Genomic DNA, 26634 nt, shown 5'->3' on the forward strand with positions numbered 1-26634 from the left:
GCTGTTTATACAGTATTTATGGTTCTGCTATGGCGTTATCCAGCGCACAAAAAACGCAAATCGCAGCGTGGTACAAGGCGTTGCAACTGCAAATCCCCGACTTTATTCCCCGTGCCCCGCAGCGGCAGATGATTGCGGAAGTCGCCAAAACCCTGGCGGGGGATGAAGGGCGGCATCTGGCGATTGAAGCGCCCACCGGCGTGGGGAAAACCCTGTCGTACCTGATCCCCGGTATCGCCATTGCCCGCGATGAACAAAAAACGCTGGTGGTGAGCACCGCCAACGTCGCGTTGCAGGACCAGATCTTCAGCAAGGATTTGCCGCTGCTGAAAAAAATCATCCCGGATTTGCGCTTTACCGCCGCGTTTGGCCGGGGGCGCTACGTCTGCCCGCGCAACCTCAGCGCGCTGGCCAGCACCGAACCTTCCCAGCAGGATTTACTGGCGTTTCTCGATGACGAACTGACGCCTAACAGCCAGGAAGAACAGAAGTTCTGCGCTACGCTGAAAACCGAACTCGACAGCTATAAATGGGATGGCCTGCGCGATCACAGCCACAAGGCCATTGACGACGACCTATGGCGGCGGTTAAGCACCGATAAAGCCAGCTGCCTGAACCGCAACTGCCATTACTACCGCGAATGCCCGTTTTTTGTGGCGCGCCGGGAGATCCAGGAAGCGGAAGTGGTGGTGGCTAACCACGCGCTGGTGATGGCGGCGTTGGAGAGCGAATCGGTATTGCCGGAGCCAAAGAACCTGCTGCTGGTGCTGGATGAAGGCCATCACTTGCCGGATGTGGCGCGCGATGCGCTGGAGATGAGCGCGGAAATCACCGCGCCCTGGTATCGGCTACAGCTTGACCTGTTCTGTAAGTTAATCGCCACCTGTCTGGAACAGTTCCGCCCGAAAACCACGCCGCCGCTGGCGACGCCGGAGCGGCTGAACGCCCATTGCGAAGAGCTTTATGAGCATATCGCTTCGCTGAATAACATCCTCAATCTTTATCTGCCACCGTCCCAGGCGGCGGAGCACCGCTTCGCAATGGGCGAGCTGCCAACGGAGATTATGGAGATTTGCCAGCGGCTGGCGAAGCTCACCGAGCAACTGCGCGGCCTGGCGGAGCTGTTTTTAAACGATCTCAGCGAGAAAACTGCCAGCCACGACGCGGTGCGCCTGCATCGGGTGCTGTTGCAAATGAACCGCGCGCTGGGCATGTTTGAGAGCCAGAGCAAACTGTGGCGGCTGTCGGCAATGGCGCAGGCCTCCGGCGCGCCAGTCACCAAATGGGCGACCCGCGAGGTGCGCGAAGGCCAGCTGCATCTGTTCTTCCACTGCGTGGGAATACGGGTCAGCGATCAACTGGAGAAACTGCTGTGGCGCAGCGTGCCGCATATTGTGGTGACCTCCGCCACCCTGCGTTCCCTGAACAGCTTTTCGCGCCTCCAGGAGATGAGCGGCCTGAAAGACAAAGCGGGGGATCGCTTTGTGGCGCTGGACTCGCCGTTTAATCACGTCGAGCAGGGCAAAATTATCATCCCCCAGATGCACTATGAACCGCTTATCGATAATGAAGAGCAGCATCTGGCAGAGATGGCGGCGTTTTTCCGTCAGGAAGTCGAGAGCAAAAAGCATCTCGGTATGTTGGTGCTGTTTGCCAGCGGGCGCGCCATGCTGCGTTTTCTCGACCATGTTGCTGACCTGCGGCTGTTACTGCTGGTACAGGGCGATAAACCGCGTTCCCGGCTGATCCAACTGCACCGCCAGCGGGTGGAAAACGGCGAGCGCAGTGTGCTGATTGGTCTGCAATCCTTCGCTGAAGGCCTGGATTTAAAAGGCGATCTGCTGACTCAGGTGCATATTCATAAAATTGCCTTCCCGCCCATCGACAGCCCGGTGGTGATCACCGAAGGGGAGTGGCTGAAAAGCCTGAACCGCTATCCGTTTGAAGTACAGAGCCTGCCGAGTGCGTCCTTTAACCTGATCCAACAGGTAGGGCGCCTGATCCGCAGCCATGAATGCCGGGGCGAAGTGATCATTTACGATAAGCGGCTGCTGACCAAAAATTACGGCAAACGGCTGCTGGGTGCGCTACCGGTATTCCCGATTGAACGGCCTGAGGTGCCAGGGGTGAAGCCCCTGAAACCCGCAGCGGACAAAGCGCGGCGGACCAAAGGCGGGGCGTACAGTCGGCGGCGGCGCGCCGGTAAATAGCTTTCTCTGGTATAACGATAAGAAATCAGGCACTAATAGTGATTTGGTGTCCTCAACCCATCGCGAGGAGAACTGTCGTGGACTACCGCAAAATTATTAAAGAAGTCGGACGGGGCAAAAATCACGCCCGGGATCTGGATCGCGAGACTGCCCGCGAGCTGTATAGCGCGATGCTGAACGGCGAAGTGCCTGACCTGGAAATGGGCGGCATCCTGATCGCGCTGCGTATTAAAGGCGAAGGCGAGGCGGAAATGCTCGGCTTTTATGAAGCGATGCAGCAGCAAACCATCCAGTTGACGCCGCCGGTTGCTAAACCAATGCCGATAGTCATCCCCAGCTACAACGGCGCGCGCAAACAGGCCAACCTGACGCCGCTTTTGGCCGTTTTGCTGAATAAACTCGGTTTCCCGGTGGTGGTGCATGGCGTGAGCGAAGATCCGACGCGCGTTCTGACACAAACTATTTTTGAGCTAATGGGTATTGAGCCGACGCTCCATACCGGACAGGCGCAGGCCAAACTTGAAGGCCATCATCCGGTATTTATTCCGGTAAGCGCCCTGTGCCCGCCGCTGGAAAACCAGCTAAATATGCGCTGGCGGATGGGGGTGCGTAACAGCGCCCATACGCTGGCGAAACTGGCGACACCGTTCGCTGAAGACGCGGCGCTGCGCCTGTCGAGCGTGTCGCATCCTGAGTACATCACCCGAGTGGCGAAATTTTTCAGCGATATCGGCGGGCGCGGCCTGTTGATGCACGGCACCGAAGGGGAAGTGTATGCCAACCCGCAGGGCTGCCCGCAAATCAACCTGATTGATGGCCAGGGCGTGCAGATAGTGACTGAACGCCAGAGCGTACAGGGAGAGGAGCCGATTACGCTCCCGGCGGCGAAAGATCCAGAAACCACCGCGCGCTGGATTGAGCGCTGCATCGCGGGGAGCGAACCGGTTCCGGCGGCAATTAAACGCCAGCTCGCCTGCTGCCTGGTGGCGACCGGTGAAGCGCAGACTCTCGATGACGCGCTGGTGCGCGTCGCGCAAAGCTATTAATCCGCGTCCAGCCCGTCATCATGACGGGCTTTTTACTTATCGACCTCGAGCGCGGTAAAACAGAAATTCTCGCCGTCAAACAGCCCCTGGCTGGTGAGCTTCAGCGCCGGGATCACCGGCAGCGACAAAAATCCCATCTGAATAAACGGCTCGTCGAGTATCACGCCGCACTGCCGACAGGCGGTTTTTAAGCGATCGATTTGCTGCGCCAGCTCATCCGCCGTGTTGGTACTCATCAATCCGGCGATGGGTAACGGGAGATGGCTGACGACCGCCCCGTGCTGCGCCACGCACAGCCCGCCGCCGTCGTGAATGACCTGATTCACTGCGCAAGCCATATCAAACGGGTTACGGCCAATCACCACCAGATTATGGCTGTCGTGACTGACCGTCGAGGCCAGCGCGCCGTCGCGTAAGCCAAAGCCCATCAGCAGGCCCAGCGCGGCAGGGGTTTGGTGACCGTAACGCTCCAGCACGGCGATATAGCAGATATCATCCCGATCGAAGGCGCTTTCCGACCACTGATACTCCCGTGCATGGGTAATTAGCTCATTGGGAATGGCTTCAATGGCCCGGTAACGCGCGCCTGGCGTAAGCCTGAGTGTGAGTTCTGTAGGCGTAACCGTTGCCCGTTGTACCGTATTGCCCAGCGGCGGCGCGGAACGGTTTAATCGCGCTGCTTCATTTGCCTGCAATAGCTGCCCGCAAACCGGTTTACCTTTCACAAATACGCTCTGCACATTGACCTGACGGGCATCGCTGAGCAACACAATATCCGCCTGTTTGCCGGGGGCGATCAGGCCCAGATGTTTAAAACCAAAATGACGCGCGGGCGACCAGGATGCCACACGGTACGCCACATGCAGCGGCACGTTGTGCTGATTGATTAACCGACGGATCAGCGCGTCAATATGGCCCTCGTGGGCGATTTCCCACGGGTTGCGATCGTCGGTGCACAACATGCACTGTGGGCTATTGAACGCTGAAATTAATGGTGCAAGGGCGTTAAGATTGCGGGCGGCGGACCCTTCGCGGATCATTAACCCCATACCGGCGGCCAGTTTCTCGCGGCCCTCCGCCAGGGTGTGGCTTTCATGGCAGTTTTCGATGCCTGCGGCGACATAGGCGTTAAGCGCTTTGCCCGATACGCCGGGGCAGTGGCCGTCCAGAGTGAGAGGGCGAAAGGCGTCCAGCTTAGCGAGAATGGCGTCATTCCCCTGGATCACGCCCGGATAATCCATCATTTCACCCAGCCCGGTAATCAGCGGATGGTCGCGCCATTTTTCCATTTCGCCGAGCGGGAATTCCGCGCCGTTAATATCGCTGCCCGCCAGCGCCGGAACACAGGAGCTCACCTGGATGTACTGGTTTTGCTGGGCCTTTTCCGCGCAGCGTACAAACCATTCGAAACCGGCTTCCCCCATTACGTTGACGATTTCATGGGGATCGCACACCAGCGTAGTAAGCCCGCGCGGCAGGGTGGCGGATTCGAATGTGACGGGCGTCATCATGCTCGATTCAATATGCAGATGGGCGTCGATAAAACCGGGCACCGCCACGGCGTTTTGAGCGTCGATGCGCCGCAGGGCAGGCGCATCCCGATAGTCGGGCCCGATACCGGCGATGGTTTTGCCTTTGATCGCTATCGGCCCTGGCAGAATGCCGCCGTTGATTAAATCGAGAACGGCGACATTATCAATAATATAATCCGCTGCAAGTTCACCCCGCGCCACGGCTAATACTTCCTGCAACGCTTCACGGGTAATTGCATGAAATCCAGAAATTAAATTTGCATTCATTTATTTTCTCATTTTGATTTTATTAAAATGATACGGTCATGATCATTTTTAATTGGCCGGTTAATTTTAGTTTAGCGAGAGAACAGCAATCAGGTTGTGATTAATATCACTGAATAAACACAGATGAATGGATTACAAATAAGCGCAGCGCTGCAAATAATAAACGCTAATCCATCATCTCTTTTGGGATATAAAAAATGAATAATACGCTGGATGAAATTAAACACGCCGAATCCGGTGGGCTGGCTGGTTATTTTAAATTTAACCAGCATGGCACCACGGCGCGCACCGAAATCATTGCAGGATTTACCACCTTTCTGACGATGGTCTATATCGTGTTTGTAAACCCGCAAATTTTGGGCGCAGCCCAGATGGACACCAAAGTGGTGTTCGTCACCACCTGCCTGATTGCCGGCGTTGGCAGCATTGCCATGGGGTTCATTGCTAACCTTCCGGTGGCGCTGGCTCCGGCGATGGGGCTTAACGCATTTTTCGCCTTCGTGGTGGTGGGTGCAATCGGCGTAAGTTGGCAGGTAGGGATGGGGGCGATTTTTTGGGGAGCGGTCGGGTTGTTTTTATTAACGCTGTTCCGGGTCCGCTACTGGATGATTGCCAATATTCCCATCAGCTTACGTATCGGCATCACCAGCGGAATAGGGCTGTTTATCGCCATGATGGGGTTGAAAAACGCGGGGGTAATCGTCGCTAATAAAGATACCCTGGTAGCGATTGGCGATCTCAGTTCCCACGGCGTGTTATTAGGTATTGCCGGGTTCTTTATTATTGCAGTCCTGTCGTCACGTAATTTTCATGCGGCGGTGCTGGTCTCAATCGTCATTACTTCACTGTGCGGGCTATTTTTTGGCGACGTCCATTTCAGTGGTATTTATTCCGTGCCGCCCAGCGTGATGAGCGTGATGGGGCAGGTGGATTTATCCGGCGCGTTATCTCTCGATCTGGCAGGGATTATTTTCTCATTCATGTTGATTAACTTATTTGATTCCTCGGGAACGTTAATTGGCGTAACGGATAAAGCCGGTTTAATCGACAGCGAAGGCAAATTCCCGAATATGAATAAAGCGCTGTACGTTGATAGCTTAAGCTCGGTCGCCGGGGCGTTTATCGGTACCTCATCAGTGACTGCCTATATTGAAAGCACCTCAGGTGTAGCGGTGGGAGGCAGAACCGGGTTAACCGCCGTGGTGGTCGGCGCGCTGTTTTTACTGGTGATGTTCTTTTCGCCGCTGGCGGAAATGGTGCCGGGTTACGCCACCGCCGGCGCGCTGATCTTTGTTGGCGTATTAATGACCGCCAGCCTTGCGCGCGTTGACTGGAATGACTATACCGAATCGGTGCCGACTTTTATCACGACCGTGATGATGCCGTTCAGTTTTTCAATTACCGAAGGGATCGCGTTGGGGTTTATGAGCTATTGCGTGATGAAGGTGTTCACCGGACGCTGGCGGGAGCTGAACTTATGCGTGGTGGTCGTCGCGCTGTTGTTTGCCCTGAAAATCGCGTTTATCGATTAAAAAAAAAAGCCCGTCCAGGGCCGGACGGGCAAACAAGGGTAACAGCAGAGTCAAAGATTGAGGGTAATAAGTCAGAAGCCTGAATTATTTGTAGATAACCGCAGTACCGCTGATTTTGTTGTTGGTGTTCGCAGAGGTAATGGCGTAGCTGGTGGCGCCCGCAGCTTCTGCTTTAGCAGCCAGTTTCGCTTCCAGGCCATCCAGGGTCATTGCGCCGTCAGCAGAAACCACGCCAATTTTGTTTAAACCGCTGGTATCAGCCGGGTTGATGGATTGCGCAGCGAAAGCACCGAAAGATAAAGTAGAAAAAATCAGAGCGGCAGCAGCATATTTAGTGGTTTTCATCAGATATTCCTCGTAAGTTATTCTGTAAATGTGACGTTGTTCCGTCGATGTGATAAGTATCACGGTTTTTTACGAGAGAGAAAATCTAAACAAATTGACGGCGTCGTTCTAAAAATTTGAACATCTGATAATATATTGATTTATATAAAATATTGTCTGTAAATTGTCCCTTTTATCTCAGCGATTCGTCATTGGCACTCAAGAGGGCATTAATTGCCAATATCTTTTCAAATATTGGTGCGCTGAATAGCAATCGCTTGCCTGGCTGTATAAAAAAAGCCCGCTACGTCGTCGGGCTTAGGCGGAAGGGACATTGCTCTGAAATCGACAGGTGCGGGTGATTTCAGAGCTAACTGCATTCACGGAGACGCTAAGGCAAGCGACGTAGCGGGCTGCGGGAAAGTTATTTGTAAATCGTGGCGGTGCCAAACATGGTGTTATCACCGCTGGCGGAATTAACGATGTACCCTTTCGCTCCCTCTTCACGGGCTTTCTCAGCCAGTTTATCTTCCAGATCGCTGAGGTCACGCGCGCCGCTTGCCGAAACGGTACCGGCCGGGCGGAGTTGATTTGAGCTACTGTCCAGCATGACAGGCGCAGCGTGCGTCACAAAGGCGAAAGAAGAAAGGGCAAGGGCGGTGGATAACGCGAGCAATTTTTTCATAATTACATCCTCTGGGGTGTCACAGCGCTGATTTAATGATTCAGCTTTTTAAGTGTAGGAGGCTAATTATGTGATACAACGCAAAAAATTGACGGTCTTGTGCTTATTTTTTGAACAACATATCTTGACGAAGCATGACACTACGATGAAATTTAACCCCATGATTTTAAGTCTCTTTTTTCGGTTTATCCCGCGTACTCGGTGAAACGCACCGTCAGTGTGCAATTTTCTTTCGCGAACTTTGCATTTTCTGAACGTTGACGCGGCGGTTATGCGCCCATTCCGCACTTTTTCGCCACCCGGAGCGGGAAAATAGTGCGGCGATATTTACCCTGGGCCAGCGAGCGGGTATTGTACGCGCCCACCAGGGAGAAACATGATGACGACCAAACCCGGCCTGCACCCGCGCAACCGCCACCAAAACCGTTATGACTTTACCGCTCTGCAACAGGCAAGCCCTGCGCTGACGGCGTTTGTGCGCCGCTCGCCCGCCGGGGAGCCGACGATTGATTTTGCCGATCCGCTGGCGGTCAAAGCGCTTAACCGGGCGCTGCTGGCCCATCATTATCAGGTCAAAAACTGGGACATCCCTGACGGCTTTCTCTGCCCGCCCGTGCCGGGGCGTGCGGATTATGTGCATCATCTGGCGGATTTGCTGGCGCAAAGCAACAACGGCGTGGTGCCGCGTGATGCCACAGTGCTCGACATCGGGGTTGGCGCAAACTGCATTTATCCGCTGATTGGTCATCATGAATACGGCTGGCGATTCACCGGCAGCGAAGTAAATGACGAGGCGTTAAAAAGCGCGAATGCGATTATTCTCGCCAATCCTGGGTTGAATAAAGCCATTCGCCTGCGCCGCCAGAAAACGCCGGGGACGATCCTTAACGGCATCATCCATAAAAATGAGTTTTACGATGCCACGATGTGTAACCCGCCGTTCCATGATTCCCAGGCGACCGCGGCGGCCAGCAGCGAGCGTAAACGCCGCAATCTGGGGCTTAATGACAACCCGCAACTGAATTTCGGCGGTCAGCAGCAGGAGTTGTGGTGCGAAGGCGGAGAAGTGGCATTTATCACAACGCTTATCCAGGAAAGCAAAACTTTTGCCCGCCAGGTGATGTGGTTTACCACCCTGGTGTCGAAAGGGGACAATCTGCCGGGGCTGTATCGCGTACTGCAACAGGTGGGCGTGGAAAAAGTGGTGAAGGTAGAAATGGCGCAGGGGCAAAAACAGAGCCGTTTTATCGCCTGGACTTTCCAGAATGACGCCCAACGTTCCCGCCGGGCGTCGTCCGTTTCCCGCTAATTAAACCGTAGGGTTAGCAGGCGGCAAGGCGCTGCCTGCCGCCGCATCACTGTTAATCGCCGTCGCATCGGGCCCTGGCTGCATCACTTGTACCGTCTGCACTGGCGGGCGTATCCCGGCTTTATCAAAGTGTTTTTTCACCATGCTGTCGAGCGCAAACCGCACCGTCCACTGCTTCAGCGGCTGGGTGGTGAAGGTCACGCGGAGAGTAAACGCGGTATTGGTCAAGCCGACGATCCCGGCAAATGACGGCTGACCAATCACCAGCGGGCGAATATCATCGTTTTCCAGCACCTCTTCCACCGCATCGCGCAGAGCCCGGTTGGCCTTTTCAGCGTCCTCGCCACGATCGACATCATAGTTGGCGACAAACGAGCCAATCCCGCGCACAAAGTTAGCGAAGGTGGTAATCGATGACCACGGGATAATATGGTAGGCCCCGGTATCCTGGCGCACCCCGACGGAGCGAATCGACATCCGCTCCACGGTGCCGGTAATCGGCCCGATTGTGACCAAATCGCCGGTATTCATCCCATTTTCAAACTGGATAAAGATCCCGGTAATAATATCCTTCACCAGCGTTTGCGAACCGAACGACACCGCCAGCCCCAGCGCGCCCGCGCCCGCCAGCAGCGGCGCGATATTCACGCCGATTTCCGACAGCACAATCATTATGGTGATAGTGCTGATCACCACCGCCAGGGCGTTACGAAACAGGGTCAACAAGGTGCGGGTACGGGCGCTGGGCATCGGGCGGCCATGAATATCCGACGACAGCCGGTTTTCGATAAGGCTTGCCAGAATGGTCCAGCCCACGGCGGAGAAGAACAGGATCAGCAGGATGCGGATCAGGATATCGACGGTTTTCTCGCCGGGGCCCTGGGTGAGCCATCGCCACATATCAAACAATCCCCAGGCGTTGAGCAGCAACAGCATCGCCACGACGACCGTCAGAATACGCGCCAGTTTTAATGACGCTGACAGCCAGCCGTTAATGCGTTTTTGCAGTTCCGGGTAGTTGCGCTGCACCTCTGGCGACAGAGTGATGCGTTTAGCGATCCAACGCGACAGCATACCGGAGATAAATGCCGCCACGCTGATAATCGCCAGGCTTTTCAGCGTGGCACCCATCATAAACTTCAGGCTGTTGCCCGGATCGAACAGCGAAAAAAACATCAGCACAATAAAGTAGGCGCTGGCGATCCAGTGCCAGACCAGCGCAAAGGCGCGGATAAACAGACTAAAAAACGCCAGCGAACGATCCGCCAGATGAATCAAATCATCCTGAATAAGGCGTTTATTTTTAAAGATCAACATCAGCGCCCAAACCGTGATGGTCAGCATGATCGCCACGTTAGCCAGCGCGCCCGCCTGCACATTGATCTGGTTCGAGATAATCGGCACCGCCACCAGCAGACCGTAGCCGATCAGGCTGCTCAGTGCGCTCAGGCGCAAATTCCAGTAGCGGGCGCTTTCATCATTGATATTAAACGGGCGCAGTTGGGGAAAGCGCGGGCAGAAAATCAGTCTCAGGATGGCCTTAAAGAATTCGATTAACGCAAAAGCGTTGAGGAATAAACCTTGCTGACGCGCGATAGTGCGGTTCCCGGCGTTCATCACATCGCTAAGGATTTGCCCGACGAACAGGGTTAGCGACAGCAGCGCCAGGTCGATAATAAACGCGCCGATAATCATCAACGGTAAATGGAACCAACTGCTGCGGTCACGATTTCTGCGCCGTCCCCAGTCGCCCATTTTGCGGTACAGCGGGCTGACGGTCATCCGTACCAGCCAGTAAAACGCGAACACCGCCATCGCCAGGCCGATAAAGTGAGTAAACGCATTGATAAAGGTTTGCTGGTTAAAGGCTTTGTGCGGCGAGCCGGTGATATTGCGATGCAACTGGGCGAAACGCGACGCCAGTTCACCGCCATAATGGCGAGTGATATCGGTGACGTTTTCCAGAACTGTTTTCTCTTCTTCCTCAATCGGCGGCGGTGTGAGCGTGGGAACGGGGTCCGGTGGCGGCGTGGCGGCTACCTGGCGCAGCTGATCGATAAGCTCAGCGCGTGACTGCTCGTTATCCAGCACATCGGCCAGCGCGCCGTAGGCGGCTTTCTTTTCAGCCAAATCGGGTTCAGGAGCAGGCGTATCGGTTTTGGTTTCGGTGGTTGCTGTCGCGCCCACCGCTGCGGCGGGTAGCGAAACGGCCTGTAAGGGGGCGCACACCAGCATCAGCATCAGCAAAAAAATTCGCGACACAGGCTCCTCCGGATTGAGAAAGTGACACAAAAAACCTAAGTATAGTGTCCGGGACGGGCCTGGCTTGAAATGGGGATTAATCCGGGGTAATAAAAAACCCCTCGCTTGAGGGGGTTAGTATCAGGAGACGTGCTGCAAAAATTCCTGCAGACGTTGGCTGGGCGGGTTCTCGATCAGCGTCTGCGGATTGCCGTCTTCAGCGATCCGGCCTTTATCGATAAAGATCAGACGTGAGGCCACTTTTTCAGCAAAGCCGATTTCGTGGGTCACGATCACCATCGTCATGCCTTCTTCTGCCAGATCCTGCATCACTTTTAATACTTCGTGGCGCAGTTCCGGGTCGAGTGCCGAGGTCGGCTCATCAAACAGCATCATTTTCGGTTTTACCGCCAGCGCACGGGCAATCGCCACGCGCTGCTGCTGGCCGCCAGACAGCTCGGAAGGGTAGTGGTGCGCACGCTCCGCAAGCCCCACTTTCGCCAGCAGCGACTGGGCCAGTTTCTCTGCTTCCGCTTTCGACGCGCCGCGCACTCGCAGCGGGCCGAACATCACGTTCTCAAGGGCGGTCAGATGCGGGAACAGATAAAACTGCTGGAACACCATGCCCGCTTCCTGGCGGATCAGGCGTTCATCGACTTTCGGGTCGTTAACTTTCAGCCCGTCGACAATCAAATCGCCGCTGGTGATCTCTTCCAGTTTGTTGATGCAGCGCAGCAGGGTCGATTTACCGGAGCCGGACGGCCCGATAATCACCACCACTTCACCTTGGGTAATGTGTAAATCGATATTGTGCAGCACCTGGGTTGCGCCAAAGTGCTTGGAAACGTTTTTAAATTCAATCACAGGATTTTCATCCTTCTTTCAAGACGACGCAGTACGAAACTCAACACCAGGGTGATGATCAGATAGAACACCGCAACGGCGCTCCAGATTTCCAGCGCGCGGAAGTTACCGGCGATGATTTCCTGGCCCTGGCGGGTTAGTTCGGCAACGCCGATAACAATAAACAGCGAGGTATCTTTGATGCTGATAATCCACTGGTTGCCCAGCGGCGGCAGCATACGGCGTAGCGCCAGCGGTAAAATCACGTGGCGAATGGTTTCACGACGCGACAGCCCGAGCGCCAGGCCTGCTTCCTTAAATCCTTTATGGATAGACAGCACCGCGCCACGGGTGATTTCCGCAATATATGCGCCGGAGTTAATCATGATGGTCACCACCGCCGCGCTGAACGGGTCGATGCGCAGATCGCTAAACGCCATGGGCAGGGCGAAGTAGATAAACATCACCTGCACCACAATGGGCGTGCCGCGAATCACTTCAATAAACACCAGGGCGATGTGGTTGGCGATCCAGCCACCGTAAGTGCGGGCGAAGCCTGCAACCAGGCCGATAATCAGGCCGCCAATCAGACCGAGGATCGAAATCCACAAGGTCATTTTGGCGCCTTCAATCAGGAGGGGAATGGCGGGCCAGATGGCGCTCCAGTCAAACTGCATGATGATATCCTGTGTACCGTGGTTCAAAATGAGAGGGGCGAATGGTCGCCCCTCAGAGTCGCGCCAACGAATCGACGCTGTTATTAAGTCTACGTTTTATTATTTTGGTTCAGTGCCGAACCATTTTTTATAAATTTCGTTATAGGTGCCGTTGTCGCGCAGGGTTTTCAGCGCGCCGTTCACTTTCTCACGCAGTTCGTCGCTGCCTTTCGGGAACGCGATACCGTACTGTTGTGCTTCCAGTGAGTCACCTACCGCTTTGAACTGGCCGTTGCCTGCGGTTTTGATGAAGTAAAGAATGTTCGGGGTATCGTGCAGTACCGCGTCAGCCCGGTTAGTGCCGAGTTCCATGTACGCGTTGTCGATGTTCGGGAACTGGCGCAGGTCTTTGGTTTTGATGTTCGCTTTCGCGTAATCAACAGAACCGGTGCCGCCCTTCACCGCCACCACTTTACCGTCCAGATCTTTCACGCTTTTCACGTCGTTGTTGTTGGCTTTCACCATCACCAGCAGACCGCTTTTGTAGTAGCCGTCAGAGAAATCGATCGCTTTTTTACGCTCGTCAGTGATCGTGATGCCCGCCAGCGCCAGGTCGACGTTTTTGGTTTGCAGAGCCGGGATAATGCCGCTGAAATCCATCGGTTTCAGTTCATAGTCCAGCTTCAGTTCTTTCGCAACGGCTGCCCAAAGGTCCACGTCAAAGCCCACATACTTATCGCCTTGCTTGAATTCAAAGGGAACGAATGCGGTATCGGTCGCCACGACCAATTTTTTATCAGCAGCCTGAGAAGAGACGGCGAAAGCCAGGGTAAGTGCAGCAAGTGACACTTTCAAAATCGACTTCATAGCTTTTCCTTTTTTAAATCCACGGGACGATCCCCAGCGAGACAGCCTTAGTATGAAAAATTCGTGCCAACATTACAACCTGCTGTTTTGAAAGGAGTTCAAAAAGTCGCCTTGCACAATAAACGTGGCAATGCGCCCGCATTGCACCATTTTGGTGCTCCATAAAGGTGCAGTCGCAGGCCGTAACGTTGAGAACTTCTATTAAGCGGTCAATTTGCCCAGAAAACAATCTTTCATTAACGATTGTGTGAGGTGATTATTACAAAAAAATAACGTTTGGCCGGGAATGCCGGGAGAGGGGTGCGCTAAAACGGTGCAAAAGCCCCCTCGTAAGAGAGGGGGTGGAATAAGAAAAACGTCTGGCTTATTCGATGTTGGATTCAATAAACCACAGGAATTTATCCAGGTCACGTGATGCTGCGGTAAAAATGTCAGCGGTGTCTTCGTCTTTGGCTTCTTCAATAGCTTTACGCACGTCGTTAGCCACTACCGCGTAGCGATCGGCCAGCTCTTTCAGGTGGTCCTGCACGCTGTGAATGTCCAGCGGATAACTTTTCAGTGCAGTTTTGCTATTGATAACCTGGGTAGTCCCCAGGGCAACGCCACCCAGCTGTACGGCACGTTCTGCGATGGTGTCGAGGTGATCGGTCAGCGCTGTGCGGAAGCCATCAAGCATTTCATGAACGCCGATAAAGTTTGCGCCGCGCATGTTCCAGTGGGCCTGTTTGGTGATTAACGACAGGTCAATAAACTGGACTAACTGGCGGTTTAGCAACTCAATAGTCGCTTTCTTATCGCTATCTGCCACATCGTTGCGGGTATATAGCAGATTAGAAGTTTTCGTTTTAACCAATTTAGCGGTACTCATAATCTCATATCCTCTTGATGTTATGTCCCAATTGAATTACCGGAAATAAGTATAGCACCGGGTTTGGAGTCTGCTGTTTTGAATATACCTATCAGTCAAATAGCGAGAGACGCATTGAAGGTTGCGATTTCTTTAAAATCAGCTAGTTAGTTGGTTTTATAAAGTTTGGATATAAGACGTAAATAAATATATAGCTGCCGGATAATTATTCTCAGTCGCAATCAGAGCCGTAAACACAATATTGCCTCAAAAAAACTAAGATTATTCCGCACCCTAATTTAACGGTGCGGAAGAGGAGCAATTAATTTATATCGACACTTTTTATCTGCGGTTCACGCTTGATGGTAAGCGTGGAACCAATAGAGGCAATAACGATTGAACACAGCGCCAGTAGCTGTGTCCCGGTCAGGGTCTCGCCAAGGAAAATCATCCCGGAAAATGCGGCTAGCGCGGGCTCCATGCTCATTAAAGTGCCGAAGGTGCGGGTAGGGAGACGCGTCAGGGCCACCATTTCAAGCGAGTAAGGAAGGGCGGTCGACAGAATTGCGACCCCGATCCCCAGCGGTAGCAATGACCAGTGCCACAACGCTTCGCCTGCCTGCCAGGCACCAATCGGCACAAAGACAATGGCGGCGATTAACGAGCCCAGCGCGACGGTGGCCGGGCCGTGGTCTGCTCCGGCGCGCTGGCCGGTAACGATATATAACGCCCAGCAGGCACCGGCACCTAAAGCACAGGCTGCACCCAGCGGATCGACGTGCGCAACGTCCTGGCCGAGTGGCAGCAGAAACCACATTCCCAGCACCGCCAGGATCACCCAGATAAAATCCACCGCGCGGCGCGAGGAAAACAGCGCCAGCGCCAGCGGACCCGTGAACTCCAGCGCGACGGCAATCCCCAGCGGAACGGTGCGAATAGACAAATAGAACAGGTAATTCATCCCGCCTAACGCCAGGCCATACATTAATAATGGGATGCGTTGTTCAGGCGTAAAGCGCAACCGCCATGGCTTAAAAATGATGATAAGAATAAGGGTTCCCAGCGCCAGGCGCAGCGCCGTAACGCCCGGCGCACCCACCAGCGGGAAAAGCGTTTTAGCCAGAGAGGCGCCGCTCTGAATCGAAATCATGGCGATGAGTAGGGTTACAACCGGAACCCAGATAGGGGTCTTACGGGACAACGTTGGCATCCTGCACCTGTCAGTTTGTGTCAGCTCTCAGTAAAGCTGGCAGTGTAATGTAAATAATGCGTAATGGTTGAGGGTTTGTTGAAAAAAAACCAAGAGCTCAGCCTTAGAATGTAGGGATATCGATAGGAAAAGCTACAGAATGTTTTAAGAATTATCTGGATGTCTGGTAGATTCTTTGGGGCCCATAATGAGGCGGTTACGTTAACTAATTGTTTTATTAGTGAGATACCGGGGAGTGGAAATGTTCTGTTACATGACGGAGTGCTTAGACAATCCGAATCGCAAAGAGTTTCCCATATAATTTTGGTATATTTAATACTTTAGTTTTACTTGAAGCACATTTGAGGTGGTTATGAAAAAAATTGCATGTCTTTCAGCACTGGCTTGTGTTCTGGCCGTTTCCGTTGGTACAGCTAGCGCCGCAACCAGCACCGTGACCGGTGGTTATGCTCAGAGTGATTATCAGGGCGTAATGAACAAAGCTAACGGTTTCAACCTGAAATATCGTTACGAAAATGACACCCCGCTGGGTTACATCGGTTCTTTCACCTATACCGAGAAAGACCGTTCAGACAGCGATGCTTACCGTAAAGGTCAGTACTATGGCATCACCGCAGGCCCGGCTTACCGTCTGAACGACTGGGCGAGCATCTACGGCGTTGTCGGTGTTGGCTACGGTAAATACCAGGATCGTAACTACACCACCGCTGACAACAACACCAGCGACTACGGTTTCTCTTACGGTGCAGGTATGCAGTTCAACCCGATGGAAAACGTTGCACTGGACGTGTCCTACGAGCAGAGCCGCATCCGTAACGTTGATGTTGGCACCTGGATCGCAGGCGTGGGTTACCGCTTCTAATCACTTCGGTGATAATAAAAAATCCGCCTTCTGGGCGGATTTTTTTTGCCTGCTAAAGACGCTCAGCGGGTGCGCGTCTCAAACACATCCGTACCTAAGTGATCGTAGTCGACTTTATTGAGTTTGAAATTAGTGATGAATACCGGCCCGGCCTTCTGTTCTGATATGAACGTGTAACGGCTGGAAATTTCTTTGGTTTTTATTCCCGTCCACTGCGAGAAAAACGCCAGGAAATCATTGGCGCTGCGGCGCGCTTTAATCCGCCGATGCGCTTTGTCATCGCTGGACAGCACCATAAACGGGACCTGGAAATTCTGTTGGAACTGGTCGTCGTGGGCCAGATACTGCACCTCTTTGCCGCGCTCTTTAAACGCCAGACCGTGGTCGGAGAAATAGACCATTGAGAAACTTTTGCCGCTGTTCTGAAGTTGGCCGTAGAGTTGCTTCAATAACTCATCGGTTTGCGTCACGGTGTAGAGATAGCAGGACGTTTCTTTCGACTGTACGAAATCCGCGTATTTCCCCTGGGTCCGATCGCAGGCCTGCGGGTGCGAGCCCATCAGATGCAGAACAATCAGCTGCGGCTGGGTGCGCTCGGTTTCCAGCACCTGGGCTGTCATCTTCAGTAGCGCTTCATCACGGGTATTTTTATCCGCTTCGAAGTCACCGTTTTTCAGGAAATGCACTTCGTCGGCGCGTTTAGCGATGCTGGCGATGGCGGTATCGTATTCACCGATTTGCCCCTGGTTGGAAAACCACCAGGTCTGAAAGCCGGCGCGGTTGGCTAGGGTAACAACGTTATCCTGGAACTGTGGTTTGCCATCTACCACGCGGTTTAACGTCAATCCCAGCGATTTTTGGGTAGAGCCGCTGGCAGCAATGTAATCAGTGAATAGAGTGCCGTTGACTGAACTGGCGAACGGGCTGTTATTCCAGTGGCCGCCGAAAGCGCCTACCGCGTCGCGCCGTACGCTTTCGCCAATCACCACCACGTAGGTGTGGTACTTCGGCTTAACCGCCAGCACATTCCAGGAGTCTTTAATTTGCGACAACTGCGCCATGCGTTGTTGTTCATCAATGACTTCCTGATTATTAACGACCACGTCTTTAACGAAGCGAAACACCGGATACCCGGTGTCTTTCAGTTTGAACACGCCGCCCCAGGCGAGGTTCTGCAAGGGTGTAACAAACACCGCCGCTACGCTAATAGCCAGGCACAAACTGTCGAAATGCCGCCAGGATGTGGGTTTGGCAAGCGGTTTGCGGCGCAGCGCAATGACCCCAAGCGCGAAAATAAATACTGACACCAGGTAGCTGTACCACGGGAAGATGGTCAGGATCTCGGTGGACTCTTCCATATTGGTCGAGTGCATCGCCAGCAGGGTGTTGAAATTCGGCGCGCCATAGGCCTGGCCGAAGGGATAATACATTGCTGCCACCAGCGAACAGGTGCCAATCAGGACTTTTTGCCCAACCGGCATTGCCCGCCACAGCAGTAATAAGATGCAGGTAAACGCCACCGCATACAGCAGGCTGAACGGATACCCCAGCGCGTAATTAATCAGCAGGGATTGCAGGAAATAGAAAGCCATCCACGGATCGGGCATGAATCCACGGGCGGTTAAGGAATTTTTCAGCGTTACATTCATATCGCAACTTCAACAAAACGCCATGCGTGAACCCTGGCGTTAAGGGTATGAGAGCCTGCCTGAGAGCTGGATAGAAGAGGGCGTGACCGCATCTGCGAGCCGCTTTGATTGCAGGGCTGCAAGAAGATAGAGCCTTGTCATAAGAAGATCAACTGGCGCTAACGGTTTGTTTTGCGAGACAGATTACAAAATAACTAAACGACAGGGAGTAAAGCCGATACGGCAACAAAGGGGGCAATAAATTAGACAAAAATTTTTACAAAATGATGACAGTTCCCTCATAAGGGATGCTGCCAGATAACAGCCTGACGCCGTTATTTGGCAGGAGATTTTGGTGCAGGGCGCTTGAAATAATCACAGAGTAAATCAATCAGCAGCAAGCGAACCTGGAAAGGGGAGTGGCTAAACACGGATATGCACCTCTTAAATTCGTTCATGGGCTACCTCCTCGATTCCGACATCGGTAAATCCATCACTGATGCGAATACATACAGATATAGCATAGGCTATATTCTATAGCTATGGCTAATTCGTTAATTTTTTGTGCTGGCGAGGCTGTGGTTTACAATGAGCGTTACGATCGAGAAAACCGTATCGCGCCACAGTAACGAGGAAGCACAATGAGTCGTCGCGCAGGTAAGCAAAGCAGTAAAAAAGTGACGCAAATGGTCAATGTCGAAGAGCATGTTGAAGGGTTTCGCCAGGTTCGCGAAGCCCACCGCCGTGAACTTATTGATGATTATGTCGAATTAATCTCGGATCTTATCCGGGAAGTGGGGGAGGCCCGCCAGGTGGATATGGCGGCGCGATTAGGCGTATCGCAGCCAACGGTGGCGAAAATGCTCAAGCGGCTGGCAACGGTCGGATTGATTGAGCAGATCCCCTGGCGTGGGGTGTTTTTAACACCGGAAGGGGAAAAACTCGCCCAGGCGAGCCGCGAACGGCACCACATCGTCGAGCAATTTTTGCTGAATATCGGCGTTAGCCCGGATACCGCCCGGCGTGATGCCGAAGGCATGGAACATCACGTCAGTGAAGAGACCCTCGGGGTATTCCAGCGTTTCAATGAACAACACGGTCAGGGACACTAAATGCTGCGGCAATTTTTCCGTCCTTTTTTACGCGACCGTTTCTTACACCTTCTATTACTGATTGGCCTGATTGTTAGCTTTTTTGTTCCCTTTACCCCATCGCGTTGGCCTGAGGTGATTGACTGGCACACCCTTATTACCCTGAGCGGATTAATGATGCTGACCAAGGGCGTCGAGCTCAGCGGTTATTTTGATGTGCTGGGACGACGCATGGTGAAAGGCTTTGCCAGCGAGCGCCAGTTAGCCATGTTTATGGTCTTCGGCGCGGCGCTGCTTTCTACCTTTTTAACCAATGATGTGGCGCTATTTATCGTGGTGCCGCTAACCATCACCCTGAAAAAGCTGTGTGGCATACCGGTCACCCGGCTGATCATTTTCGAAGCGCTGGCCGTCAACGCCGGTTCACTGTTAACCCCTATCGGCAACCCGCAAAATATTTTGCTGTGGGGGCGCTCAGGCATGTCCTTTGCGGGGTTTATCTGGCAGATGCTGCCGCTCGGCGCGGTACTGGTGCTTAGCCTGCTGGTGCTGTGCGGGTTCTTTTTCCCGGCAAAGGCGCTGCATTACCAGGCGCGTGAGCAGCAGCACGCCTGGAAGCCGCGCCTGGTGTGGAGTTGCCTGGTACTGTACCTGGTGTTTCTGGCTTCGCTGGAGTTTCACGTCGAGCGCTGGGGGCTATTGCTGGTGGCGGTGGGCTTTTTGATCATGGCGCGCAACGTGCTGGTGAACATCGACTGGAGCCTGCTACTGGTGTTTATCGTGATGTTTATCGATGTGCATCTATTAATCCAGCTACCGGCGCTGCGCGATAACCTGCCTGCGGTGACGCAATTCTCTTCCGGTGGGCTATTTTTGCTCGGCGTCGGGCTGTCGCAGTTTATCAGCAATGTGCCCTCCACCATTCTGCTGCTGAACTATGTTCCTCCGTCGATGCTGCTGGCCTATGCGGTCAATATCGGCGGGTTTGGCCTGCTGCCGGGCTCGCTGGCGAACCTGATCGCACTGCGGATGGCGGGGGATCGCCGTATCTGGTGGCGCTTCCATATTTGGTCATTGCCGCTGCTGGCGTGGGGGATGCTGGTAGGATGGGGGTTACTAAATCTGATGTGCTAACGCAGGGCATAAAAAGAGCGGCTGATAAGCCGCTCTTTTTGGTTCCAGACCGATTAGTTCAAACGTACCGGCATACCGGAACGGTTTTGCAGCGCTTGTTCAACGATGCTCTGGTCGGAATCCGGCTGGGTGGTCACCGTCTGAACCGCCTGGGTCAACGTGATTGGCACCACTTCGTTATTCTCAATCTGCGCTTCGCTGGTGGAGAGCGGGTTGTGAACCTCGATATAACGGCTGCCGTCCGGCTCAACGGTGGCTTTCACCGGCTCGTTGATAAACTGAACGCGAGTCCCGACCGGCACGTTCTCAAACAGGAATTTGATGTCGTCGTTACGCAGACGCACACAGCCGTGGCTCACGCGCAGGCCGATACCGAAATCGGCATTGGTGCCGTGGATGGCATACAGACGGCCAATATACAGGGCATACAGGCCCATCGGGTTATCCGGGCCAGCCGGAACTACTGCCGGAAGCGGCTCGCCCGCAGCAGCGTATTCGGCATGCATCTTGGCGGTTGGCGTCCAGGTCGGGCCCGCTTTCTTACGTTCCACTTTGGTGATCCAGTTGATCGGGGTGTCTTTACCCAACTGGCCGATACCGATCGGCAGAACGATCACGGTATTGGAGCCTTTCGGGTAGTAATACAGACGCATTTCGGCACTGTTGATGACAATCCCTTCATGCGGGGTATCCGGCAGGATCAGTTGCTGTGGGATATTTAAAATCGTACCGCCTTTAGGCAGGTAAGGGTCCACGCCAGGGTTGGCTTCCGTCATATTGGAAAAACCCATCTGGTACTGCGCGGCGAAATATTCCAGCGGCTCGGTGTTGCCTTCTGGGATCGTGATGACCTGGTTTTGCCCGACAACACGGCTGCCGTCAGTCGGCAAAGGGTAGGTCACAGCATTGGCGGTTTTGCAAAAACCGATCACAGCGAAAGCTGCTACTAAAAGCGTGCGTAATTTCATGTTCATCTTGTGCAGTGTAGTCGAGCCTTTCTCGGCGGTAGATTAACGATTTCGGGGCGCATTATAGGTGGATTATTGCGCGCTGGGAAATCAGATGTGGATGATATCACGTTTTTTTACTTACCCTGCTAAGCATAGCCTGGCGGTTGCGGGGCGATTTAAATTCGGACTTATGGCATAATGCGGCGTTTATCACAATTTCTTGCAGGATATCGTCGTGTTAGTTACCAGCAACGTCACTATGCAGTTTGGCAGTAAGCCGCTGTTTGAAAATATTTCCGTCAAATTTGGCGGCGGCAACCGTTACGGCCTGATTGGCGCCAACGGTAGCGGAAAATCCACGTTTATGAAAATCCTCGGCGGGGATCTGGAACCGTCACTGGGCAACGTTTCTCTCGATCCTAACGAGCGTATCGGTAAGCTGCGCCAGGATCAGTTCGCCTTTGAAGAGTTTACCGTGTTGGATACGGTGATCATGGGGCACGGCGAGCTGTGGGAAGTGAAGCAGGAACGTGACCGCATCTATTCTCTGCCAGAAATGAGCGAGGAAGACGGCTATAAAGTGGCCGACCTGGAAGTTCTTTATGGCGAGATGGACGGTTACTCCGCCGAAGCCCGCGCCGGTGAACTGCTGCTGGGTGTCGGTATCCCGGTTGAACAGCATTACGGCCCGATGAGCGAAGTTGCCCCTGGCTGGAAACTGCGTGTGTTGCTGGCTCAGGCGCTGTTTGCCGACCCGGACATTCTGCTGCTCGATGAACCCACCAACAACCTGGACATCGATACCATTCGCTGGCTGGAGCAGGTGCTGAACGAGCGTAACAGCACCATGATCATCATTTCGCACGACCGGCACTTCCTGAATATGGTGTGCACCCACATGGCGGATCTGGATTATGGCGAACTGCGCGTGTATCCGGGCAACTATGATGAGTACATGACGGCGGCGACTCAGGCTCGCGAGCGCCTGCTGGCGGACAACGCCAAGAAGAAAGCCCAGATTGCCGATCTGCAATCGTTCGTGAGCCGCTTTAGCGCCAACGCCTCTAAATCTCGCCAGGCGACCTCGCGCGCCCGTCAGATTGACAAAATCAAGCTGGAAGAAGTGAAAGCCTCCAGCCGTCAGAACCCGTTCATTCGCTTCGAACAAGACAAGAAGCTGTTCCGTAACGCGCTGGAAGTAGAAGCGTTGACCAAAGGTTTCGACCAGGGCCCGCTGTTTAAGCAAGTTAACCTGCTGATGGAAGTCGGGGAAAAACTGGCAGTTCTGGGGACCAACGGCGTGGGTAAATCGACCCTGCTGAAAACTCTGGTGGGCGAACTGGAGCCGGATCACGGCACCCTCAAATGGTCGGAAAACGCGCGTATTGGCTATTACGCTCAGGACCACGCCGCAGAATTCGACAACGATCTGACGGTATTCGACTGGATGAGCCAGTGGAAGCAGGAAGGTGATGATGAGCAGGCGGTGCGCAGCATCCTTGGCCGTCTGCTGTTCAGCCAGGACGATATCAAAAAACCGGCTAAGGTGCTGTCCGGTGGTGAGAAGGGCCGTATGCTGTTCGGCAAGCTGATGATGGAAAAACCGAATATTCTGGTGATGGACGAACCGACCAACCACCTGGATATGGAATCCATCGAATCCCTGAACGCCGCGCTGGAAATGTACCAGGGCACGTTGATTTTCGTTTCTCACGACCGTGAGTTTGTTAGCTCGCTGGCAACCCGCGTGATTGAGATTACACCGCAGAAAGTGATCGACTTCTCTGGCGGCTATGAAGAGTATCTGCGTAGCAAAGGTATTGAGAGTTAATCTGATTGCTGGCCTGCCCGCGCAGGCCAGCACATCCCCGTTATGACGCCTCGACAGGCTGCCGGGCGTAAATCATCACCTTCTGAACGCGATGGTTATCCACTTCCAGCGTCTTAATCACGTAATCTCCCACTTCAACTTCTTCACCTTCGGCGGGCACCCGTTGCAGGTACTCCATCAGTAGCCCGGCGATGGTGTGGTATTCCCGCTTGTCATCCAGCGGCAGCGGCACAAACTGCACCAGATCTTCCAGTGGCATATGCCCGTTAGCGGTCCAGGTGCCGTCCTGGTTACGCTGGATATCGTGGCGAGCGTCGATCTCTTCCACCTCGTTAGGCAGGTTCCCGGCGATAGTTTCCATCACATCGCTGAGCGTCACCAGCCCTTCAATAGAACCAAACTCATCCACTACAAAGGCGAAATGGGTGCGGGCGTTGCGGAACTGCTCCAGCGCGTGCAGCAGTTGCAGGGTTTCCGGGAACACCAGCGGCTGTTTCACCAGCGCGCCCAAATCGAGCGGTTTCCCCGACAGGGACTGCTGAAGCAGGTCGAGGATATGCACCACGCCCAAAATCTCATCGTCTTCCGTCACCACCACGCGGGTGTGCTGATTGCGGTCCAGCAGCAAGCGGATTTGCTCTTCCGGGGCGTTGATGTCGATATGCTCAATATCATGGCGTGAAGTCATGATGCTGCTGACGCTGCGCTGGTTAAGGTTTAGCACCCGGCCAATCATCAGCCGCTCCTGACGGTTAAACACTGGCACATTCGCAGCGTCGGCCACCAGCGAGGCGGTTTGCGCGTCCAGTTCGGCTTTCTCGTGTTTACCGCTGATCAGATGCATAACGGCTTCGGCGGTGCGCTGGCGCAGCGACATGTTGGCCGACAGGAACCGGCGACGGTTAAACATCGCTAGCTGGTTCAGGCACTCGATCATGATGGAGAAACCAATCGCCGCGTACAGATAACCTTTCGGAATCGCGAAACCGAAACCGTCGGCAATCAGGCTAAAGCCAATCATTAACAGGAAGCTCAGGCACAGGATCACAATCGTCGGATGGTTATTGACGAAGCGCGTCAGCGCTTTGCTGGCTAACAGCATCAGCGAAATGGCGATCACCACGGCGGCCATCATCACGCCTAAATGGTCGACCATGCCGACGGCAGTAATGACTGAATCGAGCGAGAAAATGGCGTCAAGAATGACGATCTGCGCCACCACTGCCCAGAACTTCGCCCCGCGCCGCTGAGTGGGGTTTTCGTGGTCTTTGCCTTCCAGCCGCTCGTTAAGCTCTACGGTGGCCTTAAACAGCAAGAACAGACCGCCAAACAGCATAATCAAGTCGCGGGCGCTGAAGCCGTGGCCGTACAACACCACCAGCGGGCGGGTTAACGTTACCAGCCATGAGATTGATGCCAGCAGGCCCAGGCGCATTACCATCGCGAGGATCAGGCCAGTGATGCGCGCTCTGTCGCGCAGCCCCGGCGGCAGCTTCTCCGCAAGGATGGCGATAAACACCAGGTTATCGATACCCAGTACCAGTTCAAGCACCACCAGGGTGGTTAACCCCGCCCATATTGATGGATCGGCAATCCATTCCATAGAAAAACTATTACCTGTAGTGAAACCCTGTCGAACCCGCGTATGAAAGGGACGTCTGGCCGAAGAAGTCAGCGTCACCCACTTCATGCTGAGGGAGACGGGAAAATGAAAGATAAACAGATCATGGGTAATGACGCCGAAAATTGCAATGCGAAGGGTGGTATTTAGCTGAACGCATTTTAACCTTGGCGATCAATTATTGGTCATTGAGTCTGAAAAACTATAAGTATTTAAGTTACCTGGCAAATTAATATGGTTAAATATCTTAATCAGAATTTTCCTTGAAAATAATTTACATGTGAGAGTAACCCTAAGGAAATTCTTAATGAGAACTCTGCAAAAAAAAGAAATTTTAAATTAATCCGGCCTGAAGAAAATCCTAAATTAACCGTTGATTACTTTTATTACCGCTCCAATTAATCTTAAAATAATAGGGCAAGCGGCTATTTTCTTGCCTGCCAAAATGAATGCTGCCAAAATCGTTGCCTGCCATAGTTGTCAAGCAGGGTAATATTCTTATTATCCCTGGCATCTTAACAATAAAATAAAAACTTCGCTGATTTGAGATAAATCTGTAATAGCGGCGTCATTATATTACCCCAAGTTTTACAGTGAGTTGGTAGCTGAAAGCCAGGGGCGGTAGCATGGTTCATGGTTCGTTTTCAGGCGTTGGTCGTATTGTTGAATAACCTAATCACCAAAATCTTTTAGGAATGATTCCCTATATTTTCATATTGAAAAACGCGCAAGGTTTAATGGGCTTGTTTGACGACGTTTTATTTATGCGATCGGAATTATTACTCTGCCAAAGTGAAAATAATCAATGACCAAATCGAGATTGAAATTGATGCCATTATTGGTGTCGGTCGCCTTAATGAGTGGGTGCACGGTGTTACCCGGCAGTAATATGTCGACAATGGGTAAAGATGTGATCCGCCAGCAGGATGCCGACTTTGACCTGGATAAAATGGTCAACGTCTACCCGCTGACGCCGAGGCTGGTTGAGCAATTGCGTGCGCGCCCAAACGTCGCGCAGCCGAATATGTCCCTTGACCAGGAAATCGCCCAGTACCAGTACCGCGTCGGGCCGGGGGATGTGCTAAACGTCACCGTCTGGGACCACCCCGAACTCACCACGCCTGCCGGCCAGTACCGCAGCTCCAGCGACGCCGGCAACTGGGTTCAGCCTGATGGCACGATGTTCTATCCCTATATCGGTAAAGTGCACGTTGCGGGTAAATCTCTGTCTGAAATCCGTAGTGATATTACCGGCCGTTTAGCGCAGTACATCGCTGATCCGCAGGTGGACGTTAATATTGCCGCGTTCCGTTCGCAGAAAGCGTACATCTCAGGCCAGGTGAACAAATCGGGCCAGCAGCCAATTACCAACGTACCACTGACGGTGCTGGACGCCATCAATGCCGCAGGCGGCCTGACGGAAAATGCCGACTGGCGCAACGTCGTGTTGACCCATAACGGCAAAGAGCAGCGACTCTCTTTACAGGCGCTGATGCAGAACGGCGATCTCAGCCAGAACCATTTGCTGTATCCGGGCGATATTTTGTTCGTGCCGCGTAATGACGATCTGAAAGTGTTCGTGATGGGTGAAGTGAAGAAACAGTCCACGCTCAAAATGGACTTCAGCGGCATGACGCTGACCGAAGCGCTCGGCCAGGCGGAAGGCATCGATATGACCACCTCCAACGCCAGCGGTATCTTTGTGATCCGTCCGCTGAAAGGCAAGGGCAGCGCCAACGGCAAGATCGCCAATATCTACCAGCTCGATATGTCCGATGCCACCTCGCTGGTGATGTCGACGGAATTCCGCCTCCAGCCGTATGACGTGGTGTATGTCACTACCGCGCCGGTCGCGCGCTGGAACCGCCTGATCAACCAATTGCTGCCGACCATCAGTGGCGTCCGTTATATGACGGACACGGCCAGCGATATCCACAACTGGTAACCG

At 53.5% G+C, this 26634-nt stretch carries 22 protein-coding genes; 9 read left to right on the top strand and 13 right to left on the bottom strand.

What is annotated here, in order from left to right; all coding sequences use genetic code 11:
• Positions 1 to 29 precede the first annotated feature (29 nt).
• A complete protein-coding gene (dinG, locus tag RT120_RS06840) occupies positions 30 to 2210 on the top strand; it encodes an ATP-dependent DNA helicase DinG (RefSeq protein ID WP_312981073.1) in 2181 nt (726 codons plus the stop codon).
• 77 nt (positions 2211 to 2287) lie between these two features.
• Positions 2288 to 3256: a DNA-binding protein YbiB gene (gene ybiB / locus RT120_RS06845; RefSeq protein WP_312981076.1), complete on the top strand. Its 969-nt coding sequence runs from the start codon at positions 2288 to 2290 to the stop codon at positions 3254 to 3256.
• Positions 3257 to 3288: 32 nt separating this feature from the next.
• Here the strand turns inward: ybiB and adeD are convergent, their stop codons facing one another.
• Positions 3289 to 5055, bottom strand: a complete 1767-nt coding sequence (adeD, locus tag RT120_RS06850; protein ID WP_312981079.1) for an adenine deaminase — start codon at positions 5053 to 5055, stop codon at positions 3289 to 3291.
• 197 nt (positions 5056 to 5252) lie between these two features.
• Between adeD and RT120_RS06855 the strand changes: the two genes are divergently transcribed.
• Positions 5253 to 6587 carry an NCS2 family permease gene (locus tag RT120_RS06855; RefSeq protein WP_312981081.1) on the top strand — a complete coding sequence of 445 codons (1335 nt, stop codon included), beginning with the start codon at positions 5253 to 5255 and terminating at the stop codon, positions 6585 to 6587.
• A gap of 84 nt (positions 6588 to 6671) precedes the next feature.
• Here the strand turns inward: RT120_RS06855 and ybiJ are convergent, their stop codons facing one another.
• Positions 6672 to 6932, bottom strand: a complete 261-nt coding sequence (ybiJ, locus tag RT120_RS06860) for a DUF1471 family protein YbiJ (RefSeq protein WP_312981083.1) — start codon at positions 6930 to 6932, stop codon at positions 6672 to 6674.
• Between the two features lie 403 nt (positions 6933 to 7335).
• The gene (gene mcbA / locus RT120_RS06865; RefSeq protein ID WP_125292439.1) at positions 7336 to 7596 is read right to left on the bottom strand and encodes a DUF1471 family periplasmic protein McbA; all 261 of its coding nucleotides are present in this window, start codon (positions 7594 to 7596) and stop codon (positions 7336 to 7338) included.
• 376 nt (positions 7597 to 7972) lie between these two features.
• Here mcbA and rlmF point away from each other — a divergent pair, with 376 nt between their 5' ends.
• Entirely contained in the window at positions 7973 to 8905 is a 933-nt protein-coding gene (gene rlmF / locus RT120_RS06870; RefSeq protein ID WP_312981086.1) for a 23S rRNA (adenine(1618)-N(6))-methyltransferase RlmF, read from the top strand.
• Here rlmF and ybiO read toward each other — a convergent pair whose 3' ends face one another.
• From ybiO to rhtA, 6 genes are all read right to left on the bottom strand, one after another.
• Positions 8906 to 11167 (bottom strand): mechanosensitive channel protein, encoded by a 2262-nt coding sequence (ybiO, locus tag RT120_RS06875; protein WP_312981089.1) that lies wholly within the window; start codon positions 11165 to 11167, stop codon positions 8906 to 8908. It abuts the gene before it with no gap.
• 120 nt (positions 11168 to 11287) lie between these two features.
• Positions 11288 to 12010 carry a glutamine ABC transporter ATP-binding protein GlnQ gene (glnQ, locus tag RT120_RS06880; RefSeq protein WP_183170842.1) on the bottom strand — a complete coding sequence of 241 codons (723 nt, stop codon included), beginning with the start codon at positions 12008 to 12010 and terminating at the stop codon, positions 11288 to 11290.
• Positions 12007 to 12666 (bottom strand): glutamine ABC transporter permease GlnP, encoded by a 660-nt coding sequence (gene glnP, locus RT120_RS06885; RefSeq protein WP_312981091.1) that lies wholly within the window; start codon positions 12664 to 12666, stop codon positions 12007 to 12009. The genes glnQ and glnP overlap by 4 nt, the downstream gene beginning before the upstream one ends.
• A gap of 99 nt (positions 12667 to 12765) precedes the next feature.
• Positions 12766 to 13512: a glutamine ABC transporter substrate-binding protein GlnH gene (gene glnH, locus RT120_RS06890; RefSeq protein ID WP_312981094.1), complete on the bottom strand. Its 747-nt coding sequence runs from the start codon at positions 13510 to 13512 to the stop codon at positions 12766 to 12768.
• A gap of 364 nt (positions 13513 to 13876) precedes the next feature.
• Positions 13877 to 14380, bottom strand: coding sequence for a DNA starvation/stationary phase protection protein Dps (gene dps / locus RT120_RS06895; protein WP_125292434.1), 504 nt, complete (start codon positions 14378 to 14380; stop codon positions 13877 to 13879).
• A gap of 301 nt (positions 14381 to 14681) precedes the next feature.
• Positions 14682 to 15569: a threonine/homoserine exporter RhtA gene (gene rhtA, locus RT120_RS06900; protein ID WP_312981097.1), complete on the bottom strand. Its 888-nt coding sequence runs from the start codon at positions 15567 to 15569 to the stop codon at positions 14682 to 14684.
• A gap of 352 nt (positions 15570 to 15921) precedes the next feature.
• Here rhtA and ompX point away from each other — a divergent pair, with 352 nt between their 5' ends.
• Positions 15922 to 16431 carry an outer membrane protein OmpX gene (ompX, locus tag RT120_RS06905; RefSeq protein ID WP_125292432.1) on the top strand — a complete coding sequence of 170 codons (510 nt, stop codon included), beginning with the start codon at positions 15922 to 15924 and terminating at the stop codon, positions 16429 to 16431.
• A 62-nt stretch (positions 16432 to 16493) separates the two neighbouring features.
• On the opposite strand, the gene RT120_RS06910 is transcribed toward ompX, so the two are convergent.
• Both RT120_RS06910 and mntS read right to left on the bottom strand, forming a co-directional pair.
• Complete coding sequence (locus RT120_RS06910) at positions 16494 to 18080, bottom strand: phosphoethanolamine transferase (RefSeq protein WP_312981099.1); 1587 nt, start codon at positions 18078 to 18080, stop codon at positions 16494 to 16496.
• A 314-nt stretch (positions 18081 to 18394) separates the two neighbouring features.
• Entirely contained in the window at positions 18395 to 18517 is a 123-nt protein-coding gene (gene mntS, locus RT120_RS06915) for a manganase accumulation protein MntS (RefSeq protein WP_409515032.1), read from the bottom strand.
• A 183-nt stretch (positions 18518 to 18700) separates the two neighbouring features.
• Here mntS and mntR point away from each other — a divergent pair, with 183 nt between their 5' ends.
• Complete coding sequence (mntR, locus tag RT120_RS06920; RefSeq protein ID WP_312981102.1) at positions 18701 to 19171, top strand: manganese-binding transcriptional regulator MntR; 471 nt, start codon at positions 18701 to 18703, stop codon at positions 19169 to 19171.
• Positions 19172 to 20284: an SLC13 family permease gene (locus RT120_RS06925; protein WP_312981105.1), complete on the top strand. Its 1113-nt coding sequence runs from the start codon at positions 19172 to 19174 to the stop codon at positions 20282 to 20284.
• Positions 20285 to 20337: 53 nt separating this feature from the next.
• On the opposite strand, the gene ldtB is transcribed toward RT120_RS06925, so the two are convergent.
• Positions 20338 to 21258: a L,D-transpeptidase gene (gene ldtB / locus RT120_RS06930; RefSeq protein ID WP_312981107.1), complete on the bottom strand. Its 921-nt coding sequence runs from the start codon at positions 21256 to 21258 to the stop codon at positions 20338 to 20340.
• Between the two features lie 211 nt (positions 21259 to 21469).
• On the opposite strand from ldtB, the gene RT120_RS06935 reads away from it, so the two are divergent.
• Complete coding sequence (locus RT120_RS06935; protein ID WP_312981109.1) at positions 21470 to 23065, top strand: ABC-F family ATPase; 1596 nt, start codon at positions 21470 to 21472, stop codon at positions 23063 to 23065.
• 40 nt (positions 23066 to 23105) lie between these two features.
• Here RT120_RS06935 and RT120_RS06940 read toward each other — a convergent pair whose 3' ends face one another.
• Positions 23106 to 24668 (bottom strand): TerC family protein, encoded by a 1563-nt coding sequence (locus RT120_RS06940; RefSeq protein WP_312981112.1) that lies wholly within the window; start codon positions 24666 to 24668, stop codon positions 23106 to 23108.
• 823 nt (positions 24669 to 25491) lie between these two features.
• Between RT120_RS06940 and RT120_RS06945 the strand changes: the two genes are divergently transcribed.
• On the top strand, positions 25492 to 26631 hold the full coding sequence (locus RT120_RS06945; RefSeq protein WP_312981115.1) for a polysaccharide export protein: 1140 nt from the start codon (positions 25492 to 25494) through the stop codon (positions 26629 to 26631).
• Positions 26632 to 26634: the final 3 nt, after the last annotated feature.

The organism is Atlantibacter sp., from assembly GCF_032062175.1.
Classification (GTDB): Bacteria; Pseudomonadota; Gammaproteobacteria; order Enterobacterales; family Enterobacteriaceae; genus Atlantibacter.